This window comes from Hymenobacter segetis (assembly GCF_038448715.1).
GTDB lineage: Bacteria > Bacteroidota > Bacteroidia > Cytophagales > Hymenobacteraceae > Hymenobacter > Hymenobacter segetis.
This window is the reverse complement of record NZ_JBCEVZ010000006.1, coordinates 15,131-32,782: the sequence shown is the minus strand read 5'-3', so window position 1 is coordinate 32,782 and position 17,652 is coordinate 15,131. Positions and strand designations below refer to the sequence as shown.

Here is a 17,652-nt window from a genome sequence, read left to right as displayed (position 1 = left end):
AGGGTAGGTGAGGTTCGGCGGTAGTTTTGGGGCATGAAACCAACTCGTTCCGCCGCGCTATCCATTTTCTGCCTCACCAAAGCCTTCAGTGGTGGGCGATGGCTGGCGGCCGGCCTGCTGCTGGCCGGCACCCTGCCCCAAACGGCGCAGGCGCAGGGCCGCGTCACCATCAGCGGCACCATTAAAGATGCCAAAACGGGCGAGGACCTGACCGGCGCTTCCATTCGCATTGTGGAATTGCCGGGCACGGGCACGGCCGCCAATGCCTACGGTTTTTACACCCTCACGCTGCCGGCGGGCACTTACACGGTGGAGGCCAGCTTCGTGGGCTACGCCGCCCAGCCCCGCAAGGTGACGCTCGACAAAAGCCAGCGGCTTGATTTTAAGCTGGCCAGCGGCGGGCAGGAGCTGAACGAAGTGGTAGTGACCGGCCGCAGCAGCCAGGCCAACATCAGCAAAGCCCAATCCGGCGTGGAAACGCTGGACATGAAGCAGATTGCCAAGGTGCCGGTACTATTTGGCGAGAAAGACGTTATCAAAACCCTGACCCTGCTGCCGGGCATCAAAACGGCCGGCGAGGGCAGCAGCGGCTTCTCCGTACGCGGCGGCAACGTGGACCAGAACCTGATTTTGCTCGACGAAGCGCCGGTGTACAACGCCTCCCACTTGCTCGGTTTCTTCTCCACCTTCAACTCCGATGCCATCAAGGACCTCACCGTGTACAAGGGCGGCATGCCGGCCCAGTACGGTGGACGGCTGTCGTCGGTGGTCGATATCAAGATGAAGGACGGCAACAACCAGCAGCTGCACGGCAGCGGCGGCATCGGCCTCATCGCCTCGCGCCTGGCCCTGGAAGGCCCCCTGGTGAAGGACAAAGGCTCGTTCCTCGTCACCGGCCGCCGCACCTACGCCGACATCTTCCTCAAGCTCTCCAATAACGAAACCACCAAAAGCGCCCGCCTCTACTTCTACGATTTCAACGCCAAGGCCAACTACACGCTCGACGCCCGCAACCGCATCTACTTCTCGGGCTACCTGGGGCGCGACGTGCTTGGCATTAACACCTTCGAAAACAACTACGGCAACCAAACCGCCACCCTCCGCTTCAACCACCTGTTCACCGACCGGCTGTTCTCGAACACCTCGCTCATCTACAGCAAGTACGATTACCAGATAAAAATCCGGGCCAACGACTCCGACTTCAGCATTGACTCCAAAATCAAGGACTGGAACCTGAAGCAGGATTTCGAGTTCACGCCCAGTACCAAGCAGACGCTGCGCTTCGGCGTAAATGCCATTTACCACACCATCACGCCCGGCCACGTCACGGCCGCCGCCGATGCCGCCGTGAATTCCACCGCCGACAAAACCAACTATTCGCTGGAATCGGCGGCCTACGTATCGCACGAGTGGGCCGCCACGGACAAGCTGGATTTCACCACCGGCCTGCGGCTCTCGGCCTTCAGCCTGCTGGGCGCGGGCACGTATTCCAACTACAACCTGGCCGGCACGGTGCTCAGCAGCCAGAGCTATTCATCGGGCCAGGTCATCAAAACCTATGTGAATCTGGAGCCGCGCCTCGCAGTGAGCTACCAGCTTTCGGACAATACCGCCCTTAAAGCCGGCTACGCCCGCAACGTACAGAACCTGCACCTGCTCAGCAACTCGGCCGCGTCGTCGCCCACCGATTTGTACGTGCCCACCACCAACAACGTGAAGCCCGAGCTGGCCGACCAGCTCTCGGGCGGCTATTTCCGCAAGCTGGGAGCTAACCAGGGCTACTCATTCTCGGCCGAAGTCTACTACAAGTGGCTGCAAAACCAGATTGACTACCGCGACGGCACCCAGCTGCGCGGCAACCAGGACGTGGAAAGCACGCTGCTCTACGGCAAGGGCCGGGCCTACGGCGTCGAGTTTCTGCTGAAAAAGGAAACCGGCCGCCTCACCGGCTGGGTGGGCTACACGCTGAGCAAATCGGAGCGCCAGTTCACGGATATTAACAGCGGCAGCTGGTTCAACGCCCGGCAGGACCGGCCCAACGACCTCTCGGTAGTAGGCGTGTACCAGCTCTCGCCCATCTGGAGCCTGTCCAGCACCTTCGTGGCCAGCACCGGCAACGCCGTAACCTACCCCGTGGGCAAATACTTCGTGGCCGGCCAGGTGGTAAGCCTCTACGGTCAGCGCAACGCCGACCGCCTGCCCGGCTACCGCCGCCTCGACGTGGGCGCCACCCTCGAAAAACCGCAGAAGGAAGGCCACCGCTTCCACCACAGCTGGAATTTCTCCATATACAACGTGCTGGGCCGCGAAAATCCCTACAGCATCACCTTCCAAACCAACCCGGACGACCCCACGCGCACCCAAGCCCTGCAAACGGCGCTGTTCCGCATGGTACCATCGGCGACGTACAATTTCAACTTCTAGCACCATAGCGCGGACTCTGCGAGTCCGCGCCTAGGCGGGTCAGACCCGAACGGCCCCACAACGCGCGGACTCGCAGAGTCCACGCTACATCACCTCCTCATGAAAATCCGTTTCACTCTTCGCCTCCTCGTCGCTGCTGCCACCGTGCTGCTCGCCGCGTCCTGCCAGAAGGTCATCACCCTCGACCTCCAGTCCAGCGCCCCGCGCCTGAGCATTGAAGGTAACCTGGCCGATGACGGGCAGCCCTGCACCGTGCTGCTGGCGCGTAGCACGAGCTACACCGAAACCAATACCTTCCCGGCCGTGAGTGGGGCCGTTGTTACGCTGAGCGACAATGCGGGTGGGCTTGAAACCTTAGCCGAAACCAGCACACCCGGCCAGTACCGGGGCCGCACCATCCTGGGCCAGCCCGGCCGGCGCTACACCCTGCGCGTGGAAACCGATGGGCAGGCCTACGTGGCTGTTTCCACGCTGCCCTCGCCGGTGGTGCCGCTGTCAGGGCTGCGGGCACAGAAAGCTCCCATTGGTACCAATATTCAGGCATTGCCGGACTACCTCGACCCGGCGGGCACGCGCAATTATTACCTGTTCCAGCAGTACCGCAACGGCCGCCTGAACAAGAATATTTACCTGCAAAACGACGAATTCACCGACGGCAAGGCCAACGTGCGCGGCTTGGGCACGGGCGGTGGCGGCGGCAGCAACACTGATGCCGACAAGCTGGTGGCCGGCGATAGCCTGCGCGTGGAGATGCAAAACGTGGACGCTGACGTGTACGAATACTTCCGTACCCTCAACCTGACCTTGCAGGGCGGCGGCATGGCTACGGCCTCGCCGGCTAACCCAAAATCGAATTTTTCGGGTGATGTGCTGGGGTATTTTAGCGCGCACTCGGTGCGGCGACGCACCATATTAGTGCCGAAGCTGTAGGAGCTAAACAAAAAAGAACGTCATGCTGAGCGCAGTCGAAGCATCTCTACCGCAGCAGTAATCCAATCGAAAGAGGTTTACTATTGCGGTAGAGATGCTTCGACTGCGCTCAGCATGACGTTCTTTTTGTGCTCTTTTACCTGCGCCTTAGGTGAGCTTCATATCCGCAATTATCGCCTTGATTTTCTCGTGGCCCAGACGGTTGGCCATGTCATAATCCACGGCTGATTTCAGGGGCTGCTTCACGCTGAAATAGAACTTGATTTTGGGTTCGGTGCCGCTGGGGCGGGCCGAAATCTTGCTGCCGTCTTCGGTGAGGAACTGAAGCACGTTGGAGCTTTCCACGCCGGTATCAGTGCTGAGGCCGGTGGCAAGGTCGTGGATTTTGCCGGTTTTGTAGTCGCGGATTTCCACCACTTTCAGGCCGTCGATGTGGGCGGGTGGGTTGGCGCGCAGGCCGGCCATCATTTCCTGGATTTCCTCGGCTCCGCGCTGGCCTTTTTTGGTGAGCGAAATCAAATCCTCAATGTAGAGGCCGTAGTGGGCGTACATGGCCACCATTTCCTGGTAGAGGGTGCGGCCCTGGTCTTTGGCCACGGCGGCCATTTCGGCCACCAGCGCGCAGGCCGAGATGGCGTCCTTATCGCGCACAAAATCGCCGATGAGGAAGCCGTAGCTTTCCTCGCCGCCGCCGATGTATTTCTCCTGCCCTTCGAGGTCGCGGATGAGGCCGGCGATGTACTTGAAGCCGGTGAGCGTGCGGTAGCTCTTTACGTTGTATTCGCGGGCAATGTCGCCGAGGATTTCGCTGGTCACGATGGTATACACGATGAAATCCTGCGGCGTGCTCTGGCCGGCGCGGTGCCGGGCCGAAAGCAGGTAGTGGGTGAGCATGGCGGCCGTCTGGTTGCCGTTGAGCAGCACCCATTCGCCCTGGTCGTTTTTCACGCCCACGCCTACGCGGTCGGCGTCGGGGTCGGTGGCGAGTACGATGTCGGCGTTGGTGGCTTTGGCCTGGTCGAGGGCCAGCTGCATGGCGCTTTTCTCCTCAGGGTTGGGCGACTGCACGGTGGGGAAGTTGCCATCGGGCGTGGCCTGGGCCTGCACCACGTTCACGTTGGTGAAGCCGAACTCGCGCAGCAAACCCGGCACCAGCGTGATGCCCGAGCCGTGAATGGGCGTGTACACGATGTTCAAATCGTGCTGGCGCTGAATGGCGGCCGGGTCGATGCTGAGCTTTTTGGCAGCCGCGAAATATTTCGCGTCCATATCGGCTCCGATGCGGATGATTTTCGAGTTGTCGGCCGCAAATTTCACCTCGCTCGGGCTGGTGATTTTGTTGACTTCGATAATGATATTGGTGTCGTGCGGGGCCACTACCTGCGAGCCGTCGTTCCAGTACACCTTATAGCCGTTGTACTCCTTCGGATTGTGCGAAGCCGTTATCACACAGCCGCTTTGGCAGCCCAGCTCCCGGATGGCAAACGACAACTCCGGCGTGGGCCGCAGGGCTTCGAACAAATACACAGTAATGCCATTGGCCGAGAAAATACCAGCTGCTATTTCGGCAAATTCGGTGCTGTTGTTCCGGCTGTCGTGCGCGATGGCTACTTTGATTTCCTGATTGGGGAAGCTCTGCAAGAGGTAGTTGCACAGGCCCTGCGTGGCCATGCCCAGCGTGTAGCGGTTCATGCGGTTCGAGCCCGGCCCCATGATGCCACGCAGGCCGCCGGTGCCAAACTCCAGACTGCGGTAGAAGGCGTCGGTGAGGGCATCTTCCTGGCCGGCAGCCTGCATATCGCGGATGGCTTGCTGGGTTTGGGCATCGTATTCGGGCGTGAGCCAGGTGCTGATGGAGTGCTGGATTTCGGGGGAGAGCGGCATGGGAGGGAATTAAGGAGGTTTGGCGGTAAATGTAGAGACGCATATTTGCGTCTCATCGTTGGGCCACCTTGGGGCGACACGGACGACGAGACGCAAATATGCGTCTCTACTTCAGAAATAAAATTACAGATTGCCGCGCAGCGCCTGCTCGCGCTCGATGCTCTCAAACAGGGCCTTGAAATTGCCTTTGCCGAAGCTCTTGGCCCCTTTGCGCTGGATGATTTCGTAGAACACCGTGGGCCGGTCCTCCACGGGCTTGGTGAAAATCTGGAGCAGATAGCCTTCCTCGTCGCGGTCCACGAGCAGGTTTAGGGCTTTCAGCGACTCCAAATCCTCGTCAATCGCGCCGATGCGCTCCAGCAGGTCTTCGTAATAAGTGCCGGGCACGGTCAGGAACTCCACGCCGCGGCGGCGCAATTCGGTCACCGTGGCGCGGATGTCGTTGGTGGCGATGGCAATGTGCTGCACGCCGGGCGAGTGATAGTAGTCGAGATATTCCTCAATCTGCGACTTTTTCTTGCCCTCAGCGGGCTCGTTGATGGGGAATTTCACGTAGCCGTTGCCATTGGAAACCACCTTGCTCATCAGGGCCGAATACTCGGTCGAAATGTCCTCATCATCGAAGGTGAGGAGCAGCTTGAAGCCCATCACGTCCTCGTAAAATTTCACCCACTGGTTCATTTCGCCCCAGCCCACGTTGCCCACGCAGTGGTCGACGTGCAGCAGGCCCACCGGTGCGCCCTGCGGCACCAGGCTGCTCTTGGCCACGTAGCCGGGCATGAACGGGCCGGTGTAGTTGGTGCGCTCCACGAAGGTATGGATGCTCTCGCCGTAGGTGTAAATGCCGGAAAGCGTCACGCTGCCGTGCTCATCCTCAATGGTATAAGGCTCGAAAGCCGACTTGGCGCCGCGCTTGGTGGTTTCTTCCCACGACTTGCGGGCGTCGTCCACCCACAGGGCCATCACCTTCACGCCGTCGCCGTGCTTGGCCACGTGCTGGGTGATTTCGGAATCGGGTAGGAGGGAGGTGGTGAGCACCAGGCGGATTTTGCCCTGCTGGAGCACGTAGCTGGCGCGGTCGCGCAATCCCGTTTCGGGGCCGGCGTAGGCCACCAGCTCGTAGCCGAACGCGGCCTGGTAGTAGTAGGCCGACTGCTTGGCATTGCCGACGTAGAATTCGACGAAATCGGTGCCTTTGAGGGGGAGGAAATCCTGGGCGGGTTGGGCCAGCACTTCGGGCGAGGTCATGGTTTGCATGGGTGGGAAGGGGAAATTAGCGGGGTGAATGACAGGGTAAAAATACAGCTTCTGCCGGTTTGAAGCGACAATTGGCCGAAACCCGTCCAAACCCGGAGCCGGAACCGCGCGCGTTTGGCAATTCATTCCCATTTTTGTGCCCAATCATCTGCCTTAGCGCTCCCATGAACACCGAAGAACTGAACCGTGCCCTCGTGGCCCTGATTGAAAAAAAGGCCGAGCTGCACACCCTCAAGTACGACGACGCCCGCTACGACGAAGTGGAAGAGGCCCTGCACGACCTCGAAGACGACTTCAACGACGAGTACGGCGACTATCTGGAAACCGCGCTCGACAAAGTGCACACCGACCTGAAATCGGACACCGACGTGCTGCTGCCCACCGCCTACCTGCCCAGCAACCCCGGCTCCACGCCCACGCCCAAAGAAGGCGTCTGGGTTGATTCGGAGAAATACCCCGGCAAGGAAGCCCGCATCACGCTGATTCCTAATCCCGTGCGCATCATGCTCACCGTGGGCAAGCAGGTGCAGCAGGAGCTGTGGAAAGCGTAGCGCTGACGGTTTCTTAGCGAAAAGAAAAAGAACGTCATGCTGAGCGAAGTCGAAGCATCTCTACCGCGCAAGTAATTAGTTACTCTTGCAGTAGAGATGCTTCGACTCCGCTCAGCATGACGTTCTTTTATCCCCCCTGATTCTAAAAACATGCTCTACCGCATCGCTGAGCCCGCCGACTGGCACCACGCACAGCAAACCGGCTTTTTCGCCAGCGCCGACCTGTCCGCCGAGGGCTTCATCCATTCCTCGGAGCGGCACCAGATTATCGAAACGGCCCGCCGGTACTATGCCGGGCGGGCCGATTTGGTTTTGCTGGAATGGGACGAAGCCGCCTTGGCCGCCGCCGGCGTGCGCGTGGAGCGCGAATGGGTAGCGAGCCGGCAGCAGCATTTTGCCCACGTTTTTGGGCCGGTGCCGCTGGGCGCGGTGCCTCGTCATTGGCCATTCGGGTCTGAGGAAAACGGTGATTTTCAGCTGCCGTCGGAGTTGCTTATTTTAGGGGAATAATTCTCCGAAGCCATGCAACCCCGGCCCGGCCGGAGGCATCTTCCGACCAGAAGCTTTCACTAAATCGTCAGTTGTATGCTGCCTTTTTACGTTCGTTCGTTGCGCTGGCTGGCTTTGGCCGGGCTGGCTACGGCCTGCGCTCCCACCTATCAATTGGGGATGAAACCGACCCGCGCCACCGGCTTTTTTGTGGAAGGCCGCGAGCAGGCCCAGGCCGTAGCTGACAGCGTGGAAGTGCGCCTGAGCTTCGTGTGCTACGAGCCCACGCGGGTAGTGTTTGAGGCCGAATACCGCAACCCCACCCGCCGCGCGCTGGTGGTCGACCCGGCGGCGTTTCAGTACGAAGCCAGCCGCCTGCCCGCCCCGGCTCCCGACCCCAAAGCCAAGCGCCCCAAGCCATTGCCCGGCACTGAAGTAAGCGCCGCTATAGCCGCTGCCAGCATGGCCCTGCCGCTGCCCCCGCTGCCCCCCAACGCCGTGGCCGCCTTCGACCCCGAACCCGAAATAACCGCCCTGCACACCAAAGCCGAGAGCGAAGCCACCAAAGCCGCAAAGTTCGACTGGCTGGGGCTGGCCCTCGGGGCTGCTAGCCTGGCTACGGACGTGGCCAGCATCGGCAAGCACGAAACGCCGGCGCAGTTCCAGAGCCGCGCCGCCATTCACGACGCGGCCGTGACCTACAACGTCATCTCCACCGCCGCTAAAATTGAGCATGCCGTGGCTTCCGATGTGCTCCGGCAGCGCGCCGCCATGCTTCAGGACTACGCCCTGCGCAAGGTGACGCTGGAGCCCGGTCAGCAGGTGCGCGGCTACCTCTACTTCCCCCGTTACGACGCGGCCGATGGCTTGGTGGTGAAGGCTCCGGTAGGCGGCCGCACGGTGCCGCTGGAGTTTGCGCAGGTTCGCCGGCGGCAATAAAAATTAATTGCTAAATGCAACGCCATTTGCTGTATCTTTCGATTCCTTTCCACGCTTTACTCTTTTACCAGCATGCAAACTTCGCCTTCTTCGTGGCTCATTGAAAGTGCCCGACACCAGAAAAAATCTCAAAGAAGCGGCTTGATACTGAGCGGAATATTAGTAGCCGCCGCCATATTGGTCCAGATATTCGGTTAACAAAAAAGCCCCGGCAACCTGCCGGGGCTTTTTTGTTGCTCATGGTCGTTGGCTCATGAAATAGGCTGGGGTGAAGTGGTTTTTATCCCAGGTCGGCTAGTTCCAGCCACCGTTCTTCTTTCTCGCCCAGCTCTTTTTCAATGGCTGCTAGGCGCGCTCCCCAGGCGGCAAAATCCTGCGGCGAGCCACTGCCGCCGTTCAGCTTGGCGGTGATTTCCTGCTTCTCGGTTTCCAGCGTCGCCATGGCTTTTTCGAGTTGGTCGTACTCCTTTTTCTCGGCGAAGGTGGCGCGGCGCTTGGCGGGCGAGGGGGCTACGGCCGTACTCACGGCAGCTGGTGTGATGGCTGCTTTCGCAGCGGCGCGGGCAGCTTTGGCAGCTTTTTCTTCTTCGATGAGGGCGGCTTCGGCTTCGCGCTCTTCGAGGTATTCGCGGTAGTCGGTGTAATTGCCGGGGAAGTTGAGGACGGCCCCGCCGGGCTCGAGCACGAAGAGGTGCTCGGCGAGATGGTCGAGGAAGTACCGGTCGTGGCTCACGATGAGCAGGCAGCCGGTGAAGTGCAGCAGAAAATCTTCCAGGATGTTGAGCGTGGCCAGGTCCAGGTCGTTGGTCGGCTCGTCAAGAATGAGGAAGTTGGGGTTTTTGATGAGCACGCGCAGCAATTGCAGGCGCCGCTTTTCGCCGCCGCTCAGCTTGCTCACCAGCGTGTATTGCTGGGCGGGCGGGAACAGGAACAGGTTGAGAAACTGGCTGGCGGTGAGCACGTCGCCGTTGGCGAGCTCCACCACTTCGGCCACTTCCTTCACGATGTCGATGACGCGCTGCGAGGGGTCGAATTCCAGCTCGGTCTGGGTGTAGTAGCCGAACACGGTGTTGGTGCCCACGTCGATGGTGCCGGAATCGGGCTGGAGCTTGCCGGTGAGCATGTTGAGCAGCGTGGATTTGCCCGCGCCGTTGGGGCCGACGAGGCCAATCCGGTCCTTCTTCTTGAAGACGTAGCTGAAATCATCCAGCACCACGTTGTCGCCGAATTTCTTGTTCAGGCTGTCGGCTTCGATGATTTTGCCGCCCTGGCGGGTGGTTTTCACGCTCAGCTCAATCTGCTGCTTGTTGAGGTTGGTGCTGGCCTTTTCCTTGGTGACGTAGAAGGCGTCGATGCGGGCTTTTTGCTTGGTGCCGCGGGCCTGTGGCATCCGGCGCATCCAGTCGAGCTCCTTTTTGAATAGCTGGCGGGCCTTCTCCACTTCCACGGTTTCGCGCATCTCGCGGTCGGCCTTTTTCTCCACAAAATAGGCGTAGTTGCCCTGGTAGCGGTACATCTGGCCCTTGTCGAGCTCAACGATTTCATTGGCCACTTTGTCGAGAAAGTACCGGTCGTGGGTCACCATCAGCAGGGTGAGGCTGGGCGAGTTCAGGCGGTTTTCGAGCCACTCGATGGTGGCCAGGTCGAGGTGGTTGGTGGGCTCATCGAGGAGCAGCACGTCGGGCTCTTCGATGAGGACGCGGGCCAGGGCCACGCGCTTGCGCTGTCCGCCCGAAAGCTGGCTCACGTTGCGGGTGAGCAGCTCGCCGAGGATGCCCAGCTTGCCCAGAATCTGCTGTACCTGGGCTTCGTAGTCCCAGGCGTTGAGGGCGTCCATGCGTTCGAGCACGCGCTGGAGGTCGTCGGACTTGTGGTCCGGGTCGTTCACGACGTGCTCGTACTCCTGGATGGCCTTGAGCGTGTCGTTCTGGCTGGCGAAGATGGTTTCTTCCACGCTCAGGCTTTCGTCGAACACGGGATTCTGGCCCAGGTAGGTGACGCGGATGCCCTTGCGCACGCTCACCGAGCCGGTGTCGGGGTTTTCGAGGCCGGCCAGCACGCGCATGAGCGTGGTTTTGCCGGTGCCGTTGATGCCCACAAAGGCCACGCGCTGCCCTTGTTGCAGGCCGAAGTTGAGGTTTTGAAACAGCCAGCGGTCGGCGTAATTCTTCGAGATGTTCTCGGCGGATAACAGGTTCATAGGCCGCAAAGGTACGGCCGGGGCGGGCGGGGCCTTTAGGAAATAGTACACGAAACACAAAAGCTAGGCGTTAGCTTGTGTCTGTTTCAATCAATTCGTAAACGTCAGCATAGGCATGAGGTACTGGTCAGCAGCTGTGGCAATGTGCTCCTTATTATTCTCCGCATGTGTTCCGCAGGCGTTTGAGCAAGTCGATTTTCGCTCTCATCTTACGCAAGAGGAGCGCAAAAGCTTAGCAGGAGGTAAGACAGTTGATAAGGTTCATACTTCGTACTGGCGCTTTAAACCCCGCCAGATATACTGGCAAGGTCCTTTGCTAGCTAAGCAGGACAGTTCGGGGAAGTTTCAATTTACCCCTTATGGAACGTGGATAGGTTACTACAAGAGCGGAGCAGTAAGAGACACGACCGTGTACTCAGCAAAAGCGAAAGCATGGCGTGTTCGCTTTTATCAAGAAAATGGAAGCCTGTATGTGGTTACTAACACCGTACCGAAAACGGTTAACGGTCGTCCGTTTTCTGAATCACAAGACATCCAATTTAGAAATGGAAATAAGCTGGATACTGTCCTCATCCGACGGTGGGGATGTTTCCAGAACGACGGCAAAACAGTATTAGATGAGCAGATAGAGTTTGATGCTAGTGGCCGGCGAAAAGCGGTAATGAAAATCAAATAGCTGGCTTTATACAGATTAATTGAATCTCGACGGCTGAAATATTCTGCTGTATCTGTCGCCCCTGCCGCGGCGCCCGACACGCCCCGTCGCGGCGGGGGCGAAGAGCCGAGCGCACTGCTACGACGGAGCGTAGATGAGCACGCGTGGCGCTACTCCGTGGTTTTGCCATTGAACCGGGCTTCGTGCTGCTCGGCCTCCTGCTTGGTGGCCCGCACCACGCCGTCCTGGTGTTGCGGGGCTGCGTATATAGTGTAGAGCTTCAGGGTCTTGGTGGGGCTGGTGTTGATGACGTTGTGCACGGACCCGGCCGGCGCAATCACGGCATCGCCGGCCTGCACGGGGTACTCGTGGCCGTTGACGACGCACTTGCCGGTGCCCTCTTCGAAGCGAAAGAACTGGTCGGCGTTGGCGTGGGTTTCGCTGCCGATTTCCTCGCCGGGCTTCAGGCTCATAAGCACCAGCTGCAGGTGCTGGCCGGTGTAGCGCACGTGGCGGAAGTCGCGGTTGGCGCGGGTGTCCTGCTCGATGTTGCTTTTGAAGCCCTGCTTGCTGGGGGGAGCGGTGCGGAATACCGCATTGTGAACCGTGGTTGCGGGGGGAATGCCACTGGTTTCGGCGGTTTTGGGTTGGTCTGAATCAGCGATGCACGCCGATAAGAAAGCCAGCATCACTCCAGGGACTACGGCGGATGGTTTCATGGGGCCAGGCATTAGGGATGGAAATGCCCCCAAGATGCTTTTCGCCCGCGGGGTTGGGCATGCGCGGGGTCATGGAAACCACTGATTTTGCTTAGGCCACTGGGGCGGGTACCTGCGAATAGACTGTTTGGAAAGGGTACAGCAGGGCTGCCTGGTCCGATTTAGTTGAATTTTGTATATTTTATATAAATATTTACTATGTTTACTATTCACTATATCCTCAGCCATCATGAAATCATTCATTTTGCCATTCCGGACCTCAATTTCTTGGACAGCTGCGCCGGGTACCCTCAATCTGGATGAGCCCAATGCCGTGTTGCGGGCGCGGGCGCTGGCATTTTCGCTCGGCACATCGTCGCTGCACATCGACTGTTCGCGGCTGGCCTGCCAGCGGGCGCTGGGGGTGGGCTACGTGGTTTCGCAACTACTGCTGTTGCACCGAGCGGGGGCCAAAGTGTGGCTGCGCAATGTGAACGCCCCCCTGCGCCGCTGCCTCGACCTGCTGCGCCTCAATTCGCTGTTCCAAATTGAGGAAGCCCGATAACAGCCGCCCGGCCCGCGACCTTACCAGCTGGCAACGCCCGTAGCGTGGCAGTGGCAAGGGCCAAACGTGACGTAGCCCCTTGGTTTCAACCAACGCAAAAGGCCCGTTTACCAACCGGTAAACGGGCTTTTTGCGTTGGTTGAAACCAGGAATGAGCCAGGCCGCTATTGCAACGGCTTGGGCAACACGTACTGGTCTTTATCGAGCATGACGTAGCCGGTGCGCAGGTATAGGCCGCGATGCCGAACGGCCGTTCCCATGGCATTGGAATAAGCCACGGGAATGGATAGCCAGATAATAGTACCGTTCAGCCGGCGCTCGCTGAGCAGCGTTTGGTGGCCCATGGTGAGGCGGTAACGCTCCATGACGCGGCCATTGCGGCGGTAGCGGGTGATGTGGCGCCAGGCAACGTTATCGGGTACCCATTGCATCTGCCGCACGCCGGCGGTGGGCAGGGTGCCGCTGTTCTGGCGGGAAAAGCCGGTCACCACCACGCGCCGCCGGTAGCGGCCCCGGGCATTGGTATTGAAATTCAGGCTGGTTTGCTCGGCGCGCAGCCGTAGCTGCGCGGCCTGGTGCAGGAGGGTGTCGCGGGCGGCGGCAGCGCGGGCGGGGTCGGTGATGAGCTGGGCGTGGGCGGGCGCGGCCAAAAGCCCCAGGAGGGCCAAAAGGCCACCTAATCGGTAGAACATGTAAAATCAGCGGTTGTGGAACGCCCCAAAGCTACTGCGCCAGCTGGCATCCTGTCAACAAAATGTAGGGGCTGGAAATAGCGAATGACCATCGCCATTGCTGCTTGAAAATGGCCCTTTCGCAGGCGGAATATGCCAGCGAGACTGCCCCCTGTGCAGTGGGAAACCGGCCGGCATTTTTCAGTTGAAATAAGCCTGTCGGCGCAGCCCCGTATTTATACCCTACTCAAACCCCGTATTTATACCTGCCTTAAAAAACAGGTGGTTTTACTCGATTTCTGGTCCCTGCAGGGCGCTAGGTTTGCATCAGTTATTTACACCGATTAGGCGGCTATTTGCTGAAGCTTCCCATGGGCAGCAGGCCGAATTTTTGGGGAATAACGAGTGGAGCAGAAACCACTTTGCCAAACGGGGCGATGATTCCGAAAAGCCTTACGAGTAGGAAAAAGTAATTAATTAATAAACCCATGTCAACTGCAAACACCGCCGCCCCCGCGGCCGCATCGCACACGGATACCCTGCCCGGCGGCTGGACTCCTTACCACCCCCTAACCCCCGCCGACAAAAAGGTATGGGATGAAGCCATGCACGGCTTCGTAGGAGTAAAATATACGCCCCTGGCAGTTTCGACGCAGGTGGTAGCCGGCACCAACTACAAGTTTGAGTGCAACGCCACGATGCCGCCTTCCAATGCTATCTGGAAAGCCATTGTAGAGATTTACGCCCCGTTGAATGGCAAGCCGCACGTGGTGGGCATTCACCGGATGTAATTAAGTAGCACTATTGTTAGTAGGAGATAAAAAAGCCATCTGAAATTATCAGATGGCTTTTTTATGCGCGGCATAGTCCGGGCCAGCGGAGCCAGATGATTTAACAGAAATTACCCCTCGGCCCGCAGCACTTCCAGCGGCGAGCGGCGTAGCACGTCGCGGCTGTTGAGCAGCCCGATGCCCGCCGTGAGGGCCGTGACCAGCGCCGCCAGCCCCAGCAGCGGCAGCACCGCCGGTCCAAAACTGGCCTCGAACACCCATACCGCCAGCGCCCAGGCCGCCAGCACTGCCAGCGCGATACCGGCCAGCGCCGCCAGCAGCCCCAGCAGGCCGTACTCGACCAGCGTGATGCGCAGAATCTGGGCCCGGCTGGCCCCCAGTGTGCGCAGCAGCACGCTTTCGCGCACCCGCTGGTAACGGCTGATGACGACGGAGCTACTGAGCACCAACAAGCCGGTGAGAATGCTGAAGCCAGCCATGAAGCGAATCACGAAGGAGATTTTATCGACAATGTCGTTGAGCGTGGTCAGAATCAGGCCCAGGTCGATGGCCGACACGTTGGGGAATTGCTTTACCAGTTTTTGCTCCACGGCGGCCAGCGCGGCGGTGTTGGGCGTGTGCGTGAGTACCACCTGGAACTGCGGCGCGCCCTCCAGCACCCCGGCCGGGAAGATGACCAGGAAGCTGGGCTGCACCCGGCTGCGGTCAATCTCGCGCGTACCGCCGATGATGGTGCGCTGCGGCAGGCCCTGCACGTTGAAATCCAGCGTATCGCCAATACTGAGCTTGACGCGCTCCAGGTAGCCTTTCTCCACCGAGATGCGCGGGATTTTATCGGGGCCGATGGTGGGCAGGGTGCCGGCGGTGAGCTTTTCGGAGGAGTTGAGCGAGTCGCGGTAGGTTACGCGGTACTCGCGGGTGAGGGCCCAGGCCGGGATGCCCCGCACCGTGTCCTTTTTAATGATGGAAACGGACGTGCCGTTGATGGCCGTGAGGCGCATCGTCACGATGGGGACGCGCTGGAGCACGGGCAGCTTCTGGGCAGTGAGCAGGGCCTCTACGCCGGCGCGCTGCTCGGGCTGAATGTCGAACAGTACCAGGTTGGCGGCTGATTTTTGGCCGGCAATCTGCACGCGGCCCAGCAGCATGGCCTGGGTGAGGAAGAGCGTGGCCAGCAGGAACGTGCCGAGGCCGATGGACGTGACCAGCGTCAGTGTCTGATTTTGGGGGCGGTAGAGGTTGGCCAAACCCTGCCGCCACACGTAGCCCCAACCGGCGGGGAAGAAGCGCCGCACGGCCCCCATCAGCAGGCGGCCCAGGCCGGCCAGCGCCGCAAAGGCCGCCAGCAGCCCCGCCCCGAAGCCGAGGGTGAGCTTCCAGTCGCGCGTCTGGCCGTAGGCAAAGGCCAGAATGAACAGGCCGATAACGCCAATTACGATGCCCCGCACCGGGTCGGGCGCAGTGGTATCGTCCTCAAAAGCCGTGCGCAGCACCCGCAGCGGCGACACCCGCCGGATGCTCAGCAGCGGCAGCAGCGCGAAGAGCACCGCCATCAAAAGTCCCGTAAGCAAGCCCATCGCAATGGCGGGCCACGACACGCTCACGCTGATATCCACGGGCAGGAAATCGCCCAACACTCGAGGCAGCAGACCCTGCACGGCCGCGCCCAGGCCCGCCCCCAGCACCGCGCCGATGAAGCCGAGGCCGGCGGTTTGAATCAGATAAATCAGCAGCGCCTGCCGGCCGCTGGCTCCCAGGCAGCGCAATACCGCCACGGCAGCCAGCTTCTCGCGCACGTAGAGATTCACGGCGCTGGCCACGCCCACGCAGCCCAGCAGCAGCGCCACGAAGGCCACCAGGCTGAGGTAGCGGGTGAGGTCGGCGAAGGCGCGGCCGGTGCTTTGCTGGCGGCTGGCCACAGTATCGGTGTCGATGTCGGCCGCGTCGAGGCGGGCTTGCAGGGGCTTGATGGTGGCGGCCACATCAGTGCCCGGCGCAAACTGGTAGCTGCGGGTGTACTTCACGCGGCTGCCGCGCTGCACCAGGCCGGTGGCGGCCACTTCTTTCAGCGCTAGAAACACCGTAGGAGCCACCGCCGTGCTGATGCCGGACTGCCCCGGCGTCTTCATAACCCGCCCGATGATGGGCAGTACCACGTTGCCCACCTGCACCGAATCGCCGACTTTGGCCCCAAACTGCACCAGCAGCGCATCATCGACCAGCGCGCCGGGCGCAGCGGTCGTATCCGCGAAGCGCTGGGCGGCGGCTTTCGGCTCGGTATCCCAGTCGCCGTAGAAAAAGCCGCCGTCACGGGCCCGCACCTGGGCCAGCCGCGTGCCCCGGCCCGGCCGGAATTGCACCAGCGAGGCAAAGGAAACCTCCCGCGTGCGGGCCGTGCCGAGGTTATGAAGGGCCGGCTCCAGTTTGGGCTCGAAGGGTTGGTTGGCGCTCAGCACGAGGTCGGCCCCGAGCAGCTCCCGGGCCTGCGCGCTGATACTGCGGGCCAGGTTATCGCCAAAGGAATTGATGCCCACCAGCGCCGCGATGCCCAGGATAATGCTGGCCATAAATAGCAGCAGCCGGGCGCGGCTGCGGCGGCTGTCGCGCCACGCCATGCGGAAGAGCCAGGAGGTATTAGTCATTTTAGAAGGATGTTAGGCAGATAATAGCTCCCCTCCTTACCAAGGAGGGGATGTTTCAGCGAAGCTGAAACTGGGGTGGTTGTGGCGTTGAATTGTTATTTGAACGGAACAGGAGCAAGCTGTTCAACGCCACAACCACCCCAGTTGAGCCTTTGGCTCAACGTCCCTTCCTTGGTAAGGAGGGGAGTTTGATGTTCTGCTCAGGTCAGCATTTCCTCCACCACCTTGCCACCGCGCAGCCGCAGCGTGCGCTGCGTTTTGGCGGCCAGCTCCAGGTCGTGCGTCACCAGGACCAGGGTGGTGCCGGCTTCTCGGTTGAGCTCAAACAACAGGTTCACCACCCGCTCGCTGGTGTCGGGGTCGAGGTTGCCGGTGGGCTCATCGGCGAAGAGCACCGCCGGGCGGTTGGCGAAGGCGCGGGCCAAGCTCACGCGCTGCTGCTCGCCGCCCGAAAGCTGGGCCGGGTAGTGGCCGGCGCGGGCAGCCAGGCCCACGCGGTCGAGGAGTTCGAGGGCGGTTTTGGTGGCCCCGCGCTGGCCGCGCAACTCCAGCGGCACCAGCACGTTTTCGAGGGCCGTGAGGGTGGGCAGGAGCTGGAAATTCTGGAAGATGAAGCCCACGTGCTCGTTGCGCACGGCGGCGCGCTGGTCTTCGCTCAGGTTATCGAGCTGGATGCCATTGACCCACACGCTCCCTGATGTGGCGCGGTCAAGCCCGGCGCAGAGGCCCAGCAGGGTGGTTTTGCCCGAGCCCGAGGGGCCAACGATGGCAAAGGTGTCGCCGGCCGCGAGGTCGAAGCTCACAGCGTGGAGCACGGTGAGAGGCTGGCCGCCGCTGGGGTAGGTTTTGGTGAGGTTATCGACGCGGAGGATGGACATGTAGTTAGGGTAGGAGGGTATGGGGGAGGCAGCAGGAGGAGAAAAACGAAAAACGAACGTCATGCTGAGCGCAGCCGA

At 60.6% G+C, this 17,652-nt stretch carries 15 protein-coding genes; 8 read left to right on the top strand and 7 right to left on the bottom strand.

Features of this window, described 5'->3' with window-relative positions; genetic code table 11:
* Positions 1–33 precede the first annotated feature (33 nt).
* Both AAFH49_RS04100 and AAFH49_RS04095 read left to right on the top strand, forming a co-directional pair.
* Entirely contained in the window at positions 34–2,424 is a 2,391-nt protein-coding gene (locus AAFH49_RS04100; RefSeq protein ID WP_342296212.1) for a TonB-dependent receptor, read from the top strand.
* A gap of 99 nt (positions 2,425–2,523) precedes the next feature.
* The gene (locus tag AAFH49_RS04095) at positions 2,524–3,354 is read left to right on the top strand and encodes a DUF4249 domain-containing protein (protein WP_342296211.1); all 831 of its coding nucleotides are present in this window, start codon (positions 2,524–2,526) and stop codon (positions 3,352–3,354) included.
* A gap of 147 nt (positions 3,355–3,501) precedes the next feature.
* Here the strand turns inward: AAFH49_RS04095 and AAFH49_RS04090 are convergent, their stop codons facing one another.
* Positions 3,502–5,238 (bottom strand): phospho-sugar mutase, encoded by a 1,737-nt coding sequence (locus AAFH49_RS04090; RefSeq protein ID WP_342296209.1) that lies wholly within the window; start codon positions 5,236–5,238, stop codon positions 3,502–3,504.
* Positions 5,239–5,361: 123 nt separating this feature from the next.
* On the bottom strand, positions 5,362–6,495 hold the full coding sequence (gene hppD / locus AAFH49_RS04085) for a 4-hydroxyphenylpyruvate dioxygenase (RefSeq protein WP_342296207.1): 1,134 nt from the start codon (positions 6,493–6,495) through the stop codon (positions 5,362–5,364).
* 164 nt (positions 6,496–6,659) lie between these two features.
* On the opposite strand from hppD, the gene AAFH49_RS04080 reads away from it, so the two are divergent.
* The 3 genes from AAFH49_RS04080 to AAFH49_RS04070 all read left to right on the top strand — a co-directional run bounded on the left by AAFH49_RS04080 (position 6,660) and on the right by AAFH49_RS04070 (position 8,474).
* A complete protein-coding gene (locus tag AAFH49_RS04080; RefSeq protein ID WP_342296206.1) occupies positions 6,660–7,046 on the top strand; it encodes a hypothetical protein in 387 nt (128 codons plus the stop codon).
* Positions 7,047–7,196: 150 nt separating this feature from the next.
* Positions 7,197–7,556 (top strand): DUF952 domain-containing protein, encoded by a 360-nt coding sequence (locus tag AAFH49_RS04075; RefSeq protein WP_342296205.1) that lies wholly within the window; start codon positions 7,197–7,199, stop codon positions 7,554–7,556.
* Positions 7,557–7,631: 75 nt separating this feature from the next.
* Positions 7,632–8,474 (top strand): hypothetical protein, encoded by an 843-nt coding sequence (locus AAFH49_RS04070; protein WP_342296204.1) that lies wholly within the window; start codon positions 7,632–7,634, stop codon positions 8,472–8,474.
* A 280-nt stretch (positions 8,475–8,754) separates the two neighbouring features.
* On the opposite strand, the gene AAFH49_RS04065 is transcribed toward AAFH49_RS04070, so the two are convergent.
* A complete protein-coding gene (locus tag AAFH49_RS04065; RefSeq protein WP_342296203.1) occupies positions 8,755–10,674 on the bottom strand; it encodes an ABC-F family ATP-binding cassette domain-containing protein in 1,920 nt (639 codons plus the stop codon).
* Between the two features lie 142 nt (positions 10,675–10,816).
* On the opposite strand from AAFH49_RS04065, the gene AAFH49_RS04060 reads away from it, so the two are divergent.
* Complete coding sequence (locus AAFH49_RS04060; protein ID WP_342296202.1) at positions 10,817–11,350, top strand: hypothetical protein; 534 nt, start codon at positions 10,817–10,819, stop codon at positions 11,348–11,350.
* Positions 11,351–11,499: 149 nt separating this feature from the next.
* On the opposite strand, the gene AAFH49_RS04055 is transcribed toward AAFH49_RS04060, so the two are convergent.
* Positions 11,500–12,048 carry a cupin domain-containing protein gene (locus AAFH49_RS04055; protein WP_342296201.1) on the bottom strand — a complete coding sequence of 183 codons (549 nt, stop codon included), beginning with the start codon at positions 12,046–12,048 and terminating at the stop codon, positions 11,500–11,502.
* A 229-nt stretch (positions 12,049–12,277) separates the two neighbouring features.
* On the opposite strand from AAFH49_RS04055, the gene AAFH49_RS04050 reads away from it, so the two are divergent.
* Positions 12,278–12,592 carry a hypothetical protein gene (locus tag AAFH49_RS04050; protein WP_342296200.1) on the top strand — a complete coding sequence of 105 codons (315 nt, stop codon included), beginning with the start codon at positions 12,278–12,280 and terminating at the stop codon, positions 12,590–12,592.
* Between the two features lie 164 nt (positions 12,593–12,756).
* On the opposite strand, the gene AAFH49_RS04045 is transcribed toward AAFH49_RS04050, so the two are convergent.
* The gene (locus AAFH49_RS04045) at positions 12,757–13,284 is read right to left on the bottom strand and encodes a hypothetical protein (protein ID WP_342296198.1); all 528 of its coding nucleotides are present in this window, start codon (positions 13,282–13,284) and stop codon (positions 12,757–12,759) included.
* A gap of 467 nt (positions 13,285–13,751) precedes the next feature.
* Between AAFH49_RS04045 and AAFH49_RS04040 the strand changes: the two genes are divergently transcribed.
* Positions 13,752–14,054, top strand: a complete 303-nt coding sequence (locus AAFH49_RS04040; protein WP_342296197.1) for a hypothetical protein — start codon at positions 13,752–13,754, stop codon at positions 14,052–14,054.
* A gap of 110 nt (positions 14,055–14,164) precedes the next feature.
* On the opposite strand, the gene AAFH49_RS04035 is transcribed toward AAFH49_RS04040, so the two are convergent.
* Both AAFH49_RS04035 and AAFH49_RS04030 read right to left on the bottom strand, forming a co-directional pair.
* The gene (locus tag AAFH49_RS04035) at positions 14,165–16,696 is read right to left on the bottom strand and encodes an ABC transporter permease (protein WP_342296196.1); all 2,532 of its coding nucleotides are present in this window, start codon (positions 16,694–16,696) and stop codon (positions 14,165–14,167) included.
* A 200-nt stretch (positions 16,697–16,896) separates the two neighbouring features.
* Positions 16,897–17,574 carry an ABC transporter ATP-binding protein gene (locus tag AAFH49_RS04030; protein ID WP_342296194.1) on the bottom strand — a complete coding sequence of 226 codons (678 nt, stop codon included), beginning with the start codon at positions 17,572–17,574 and terminating at the stop codon, positions 16,897–16,899.
* Positions 17,575–17,652: the final 78 nt, after the last annotated feature.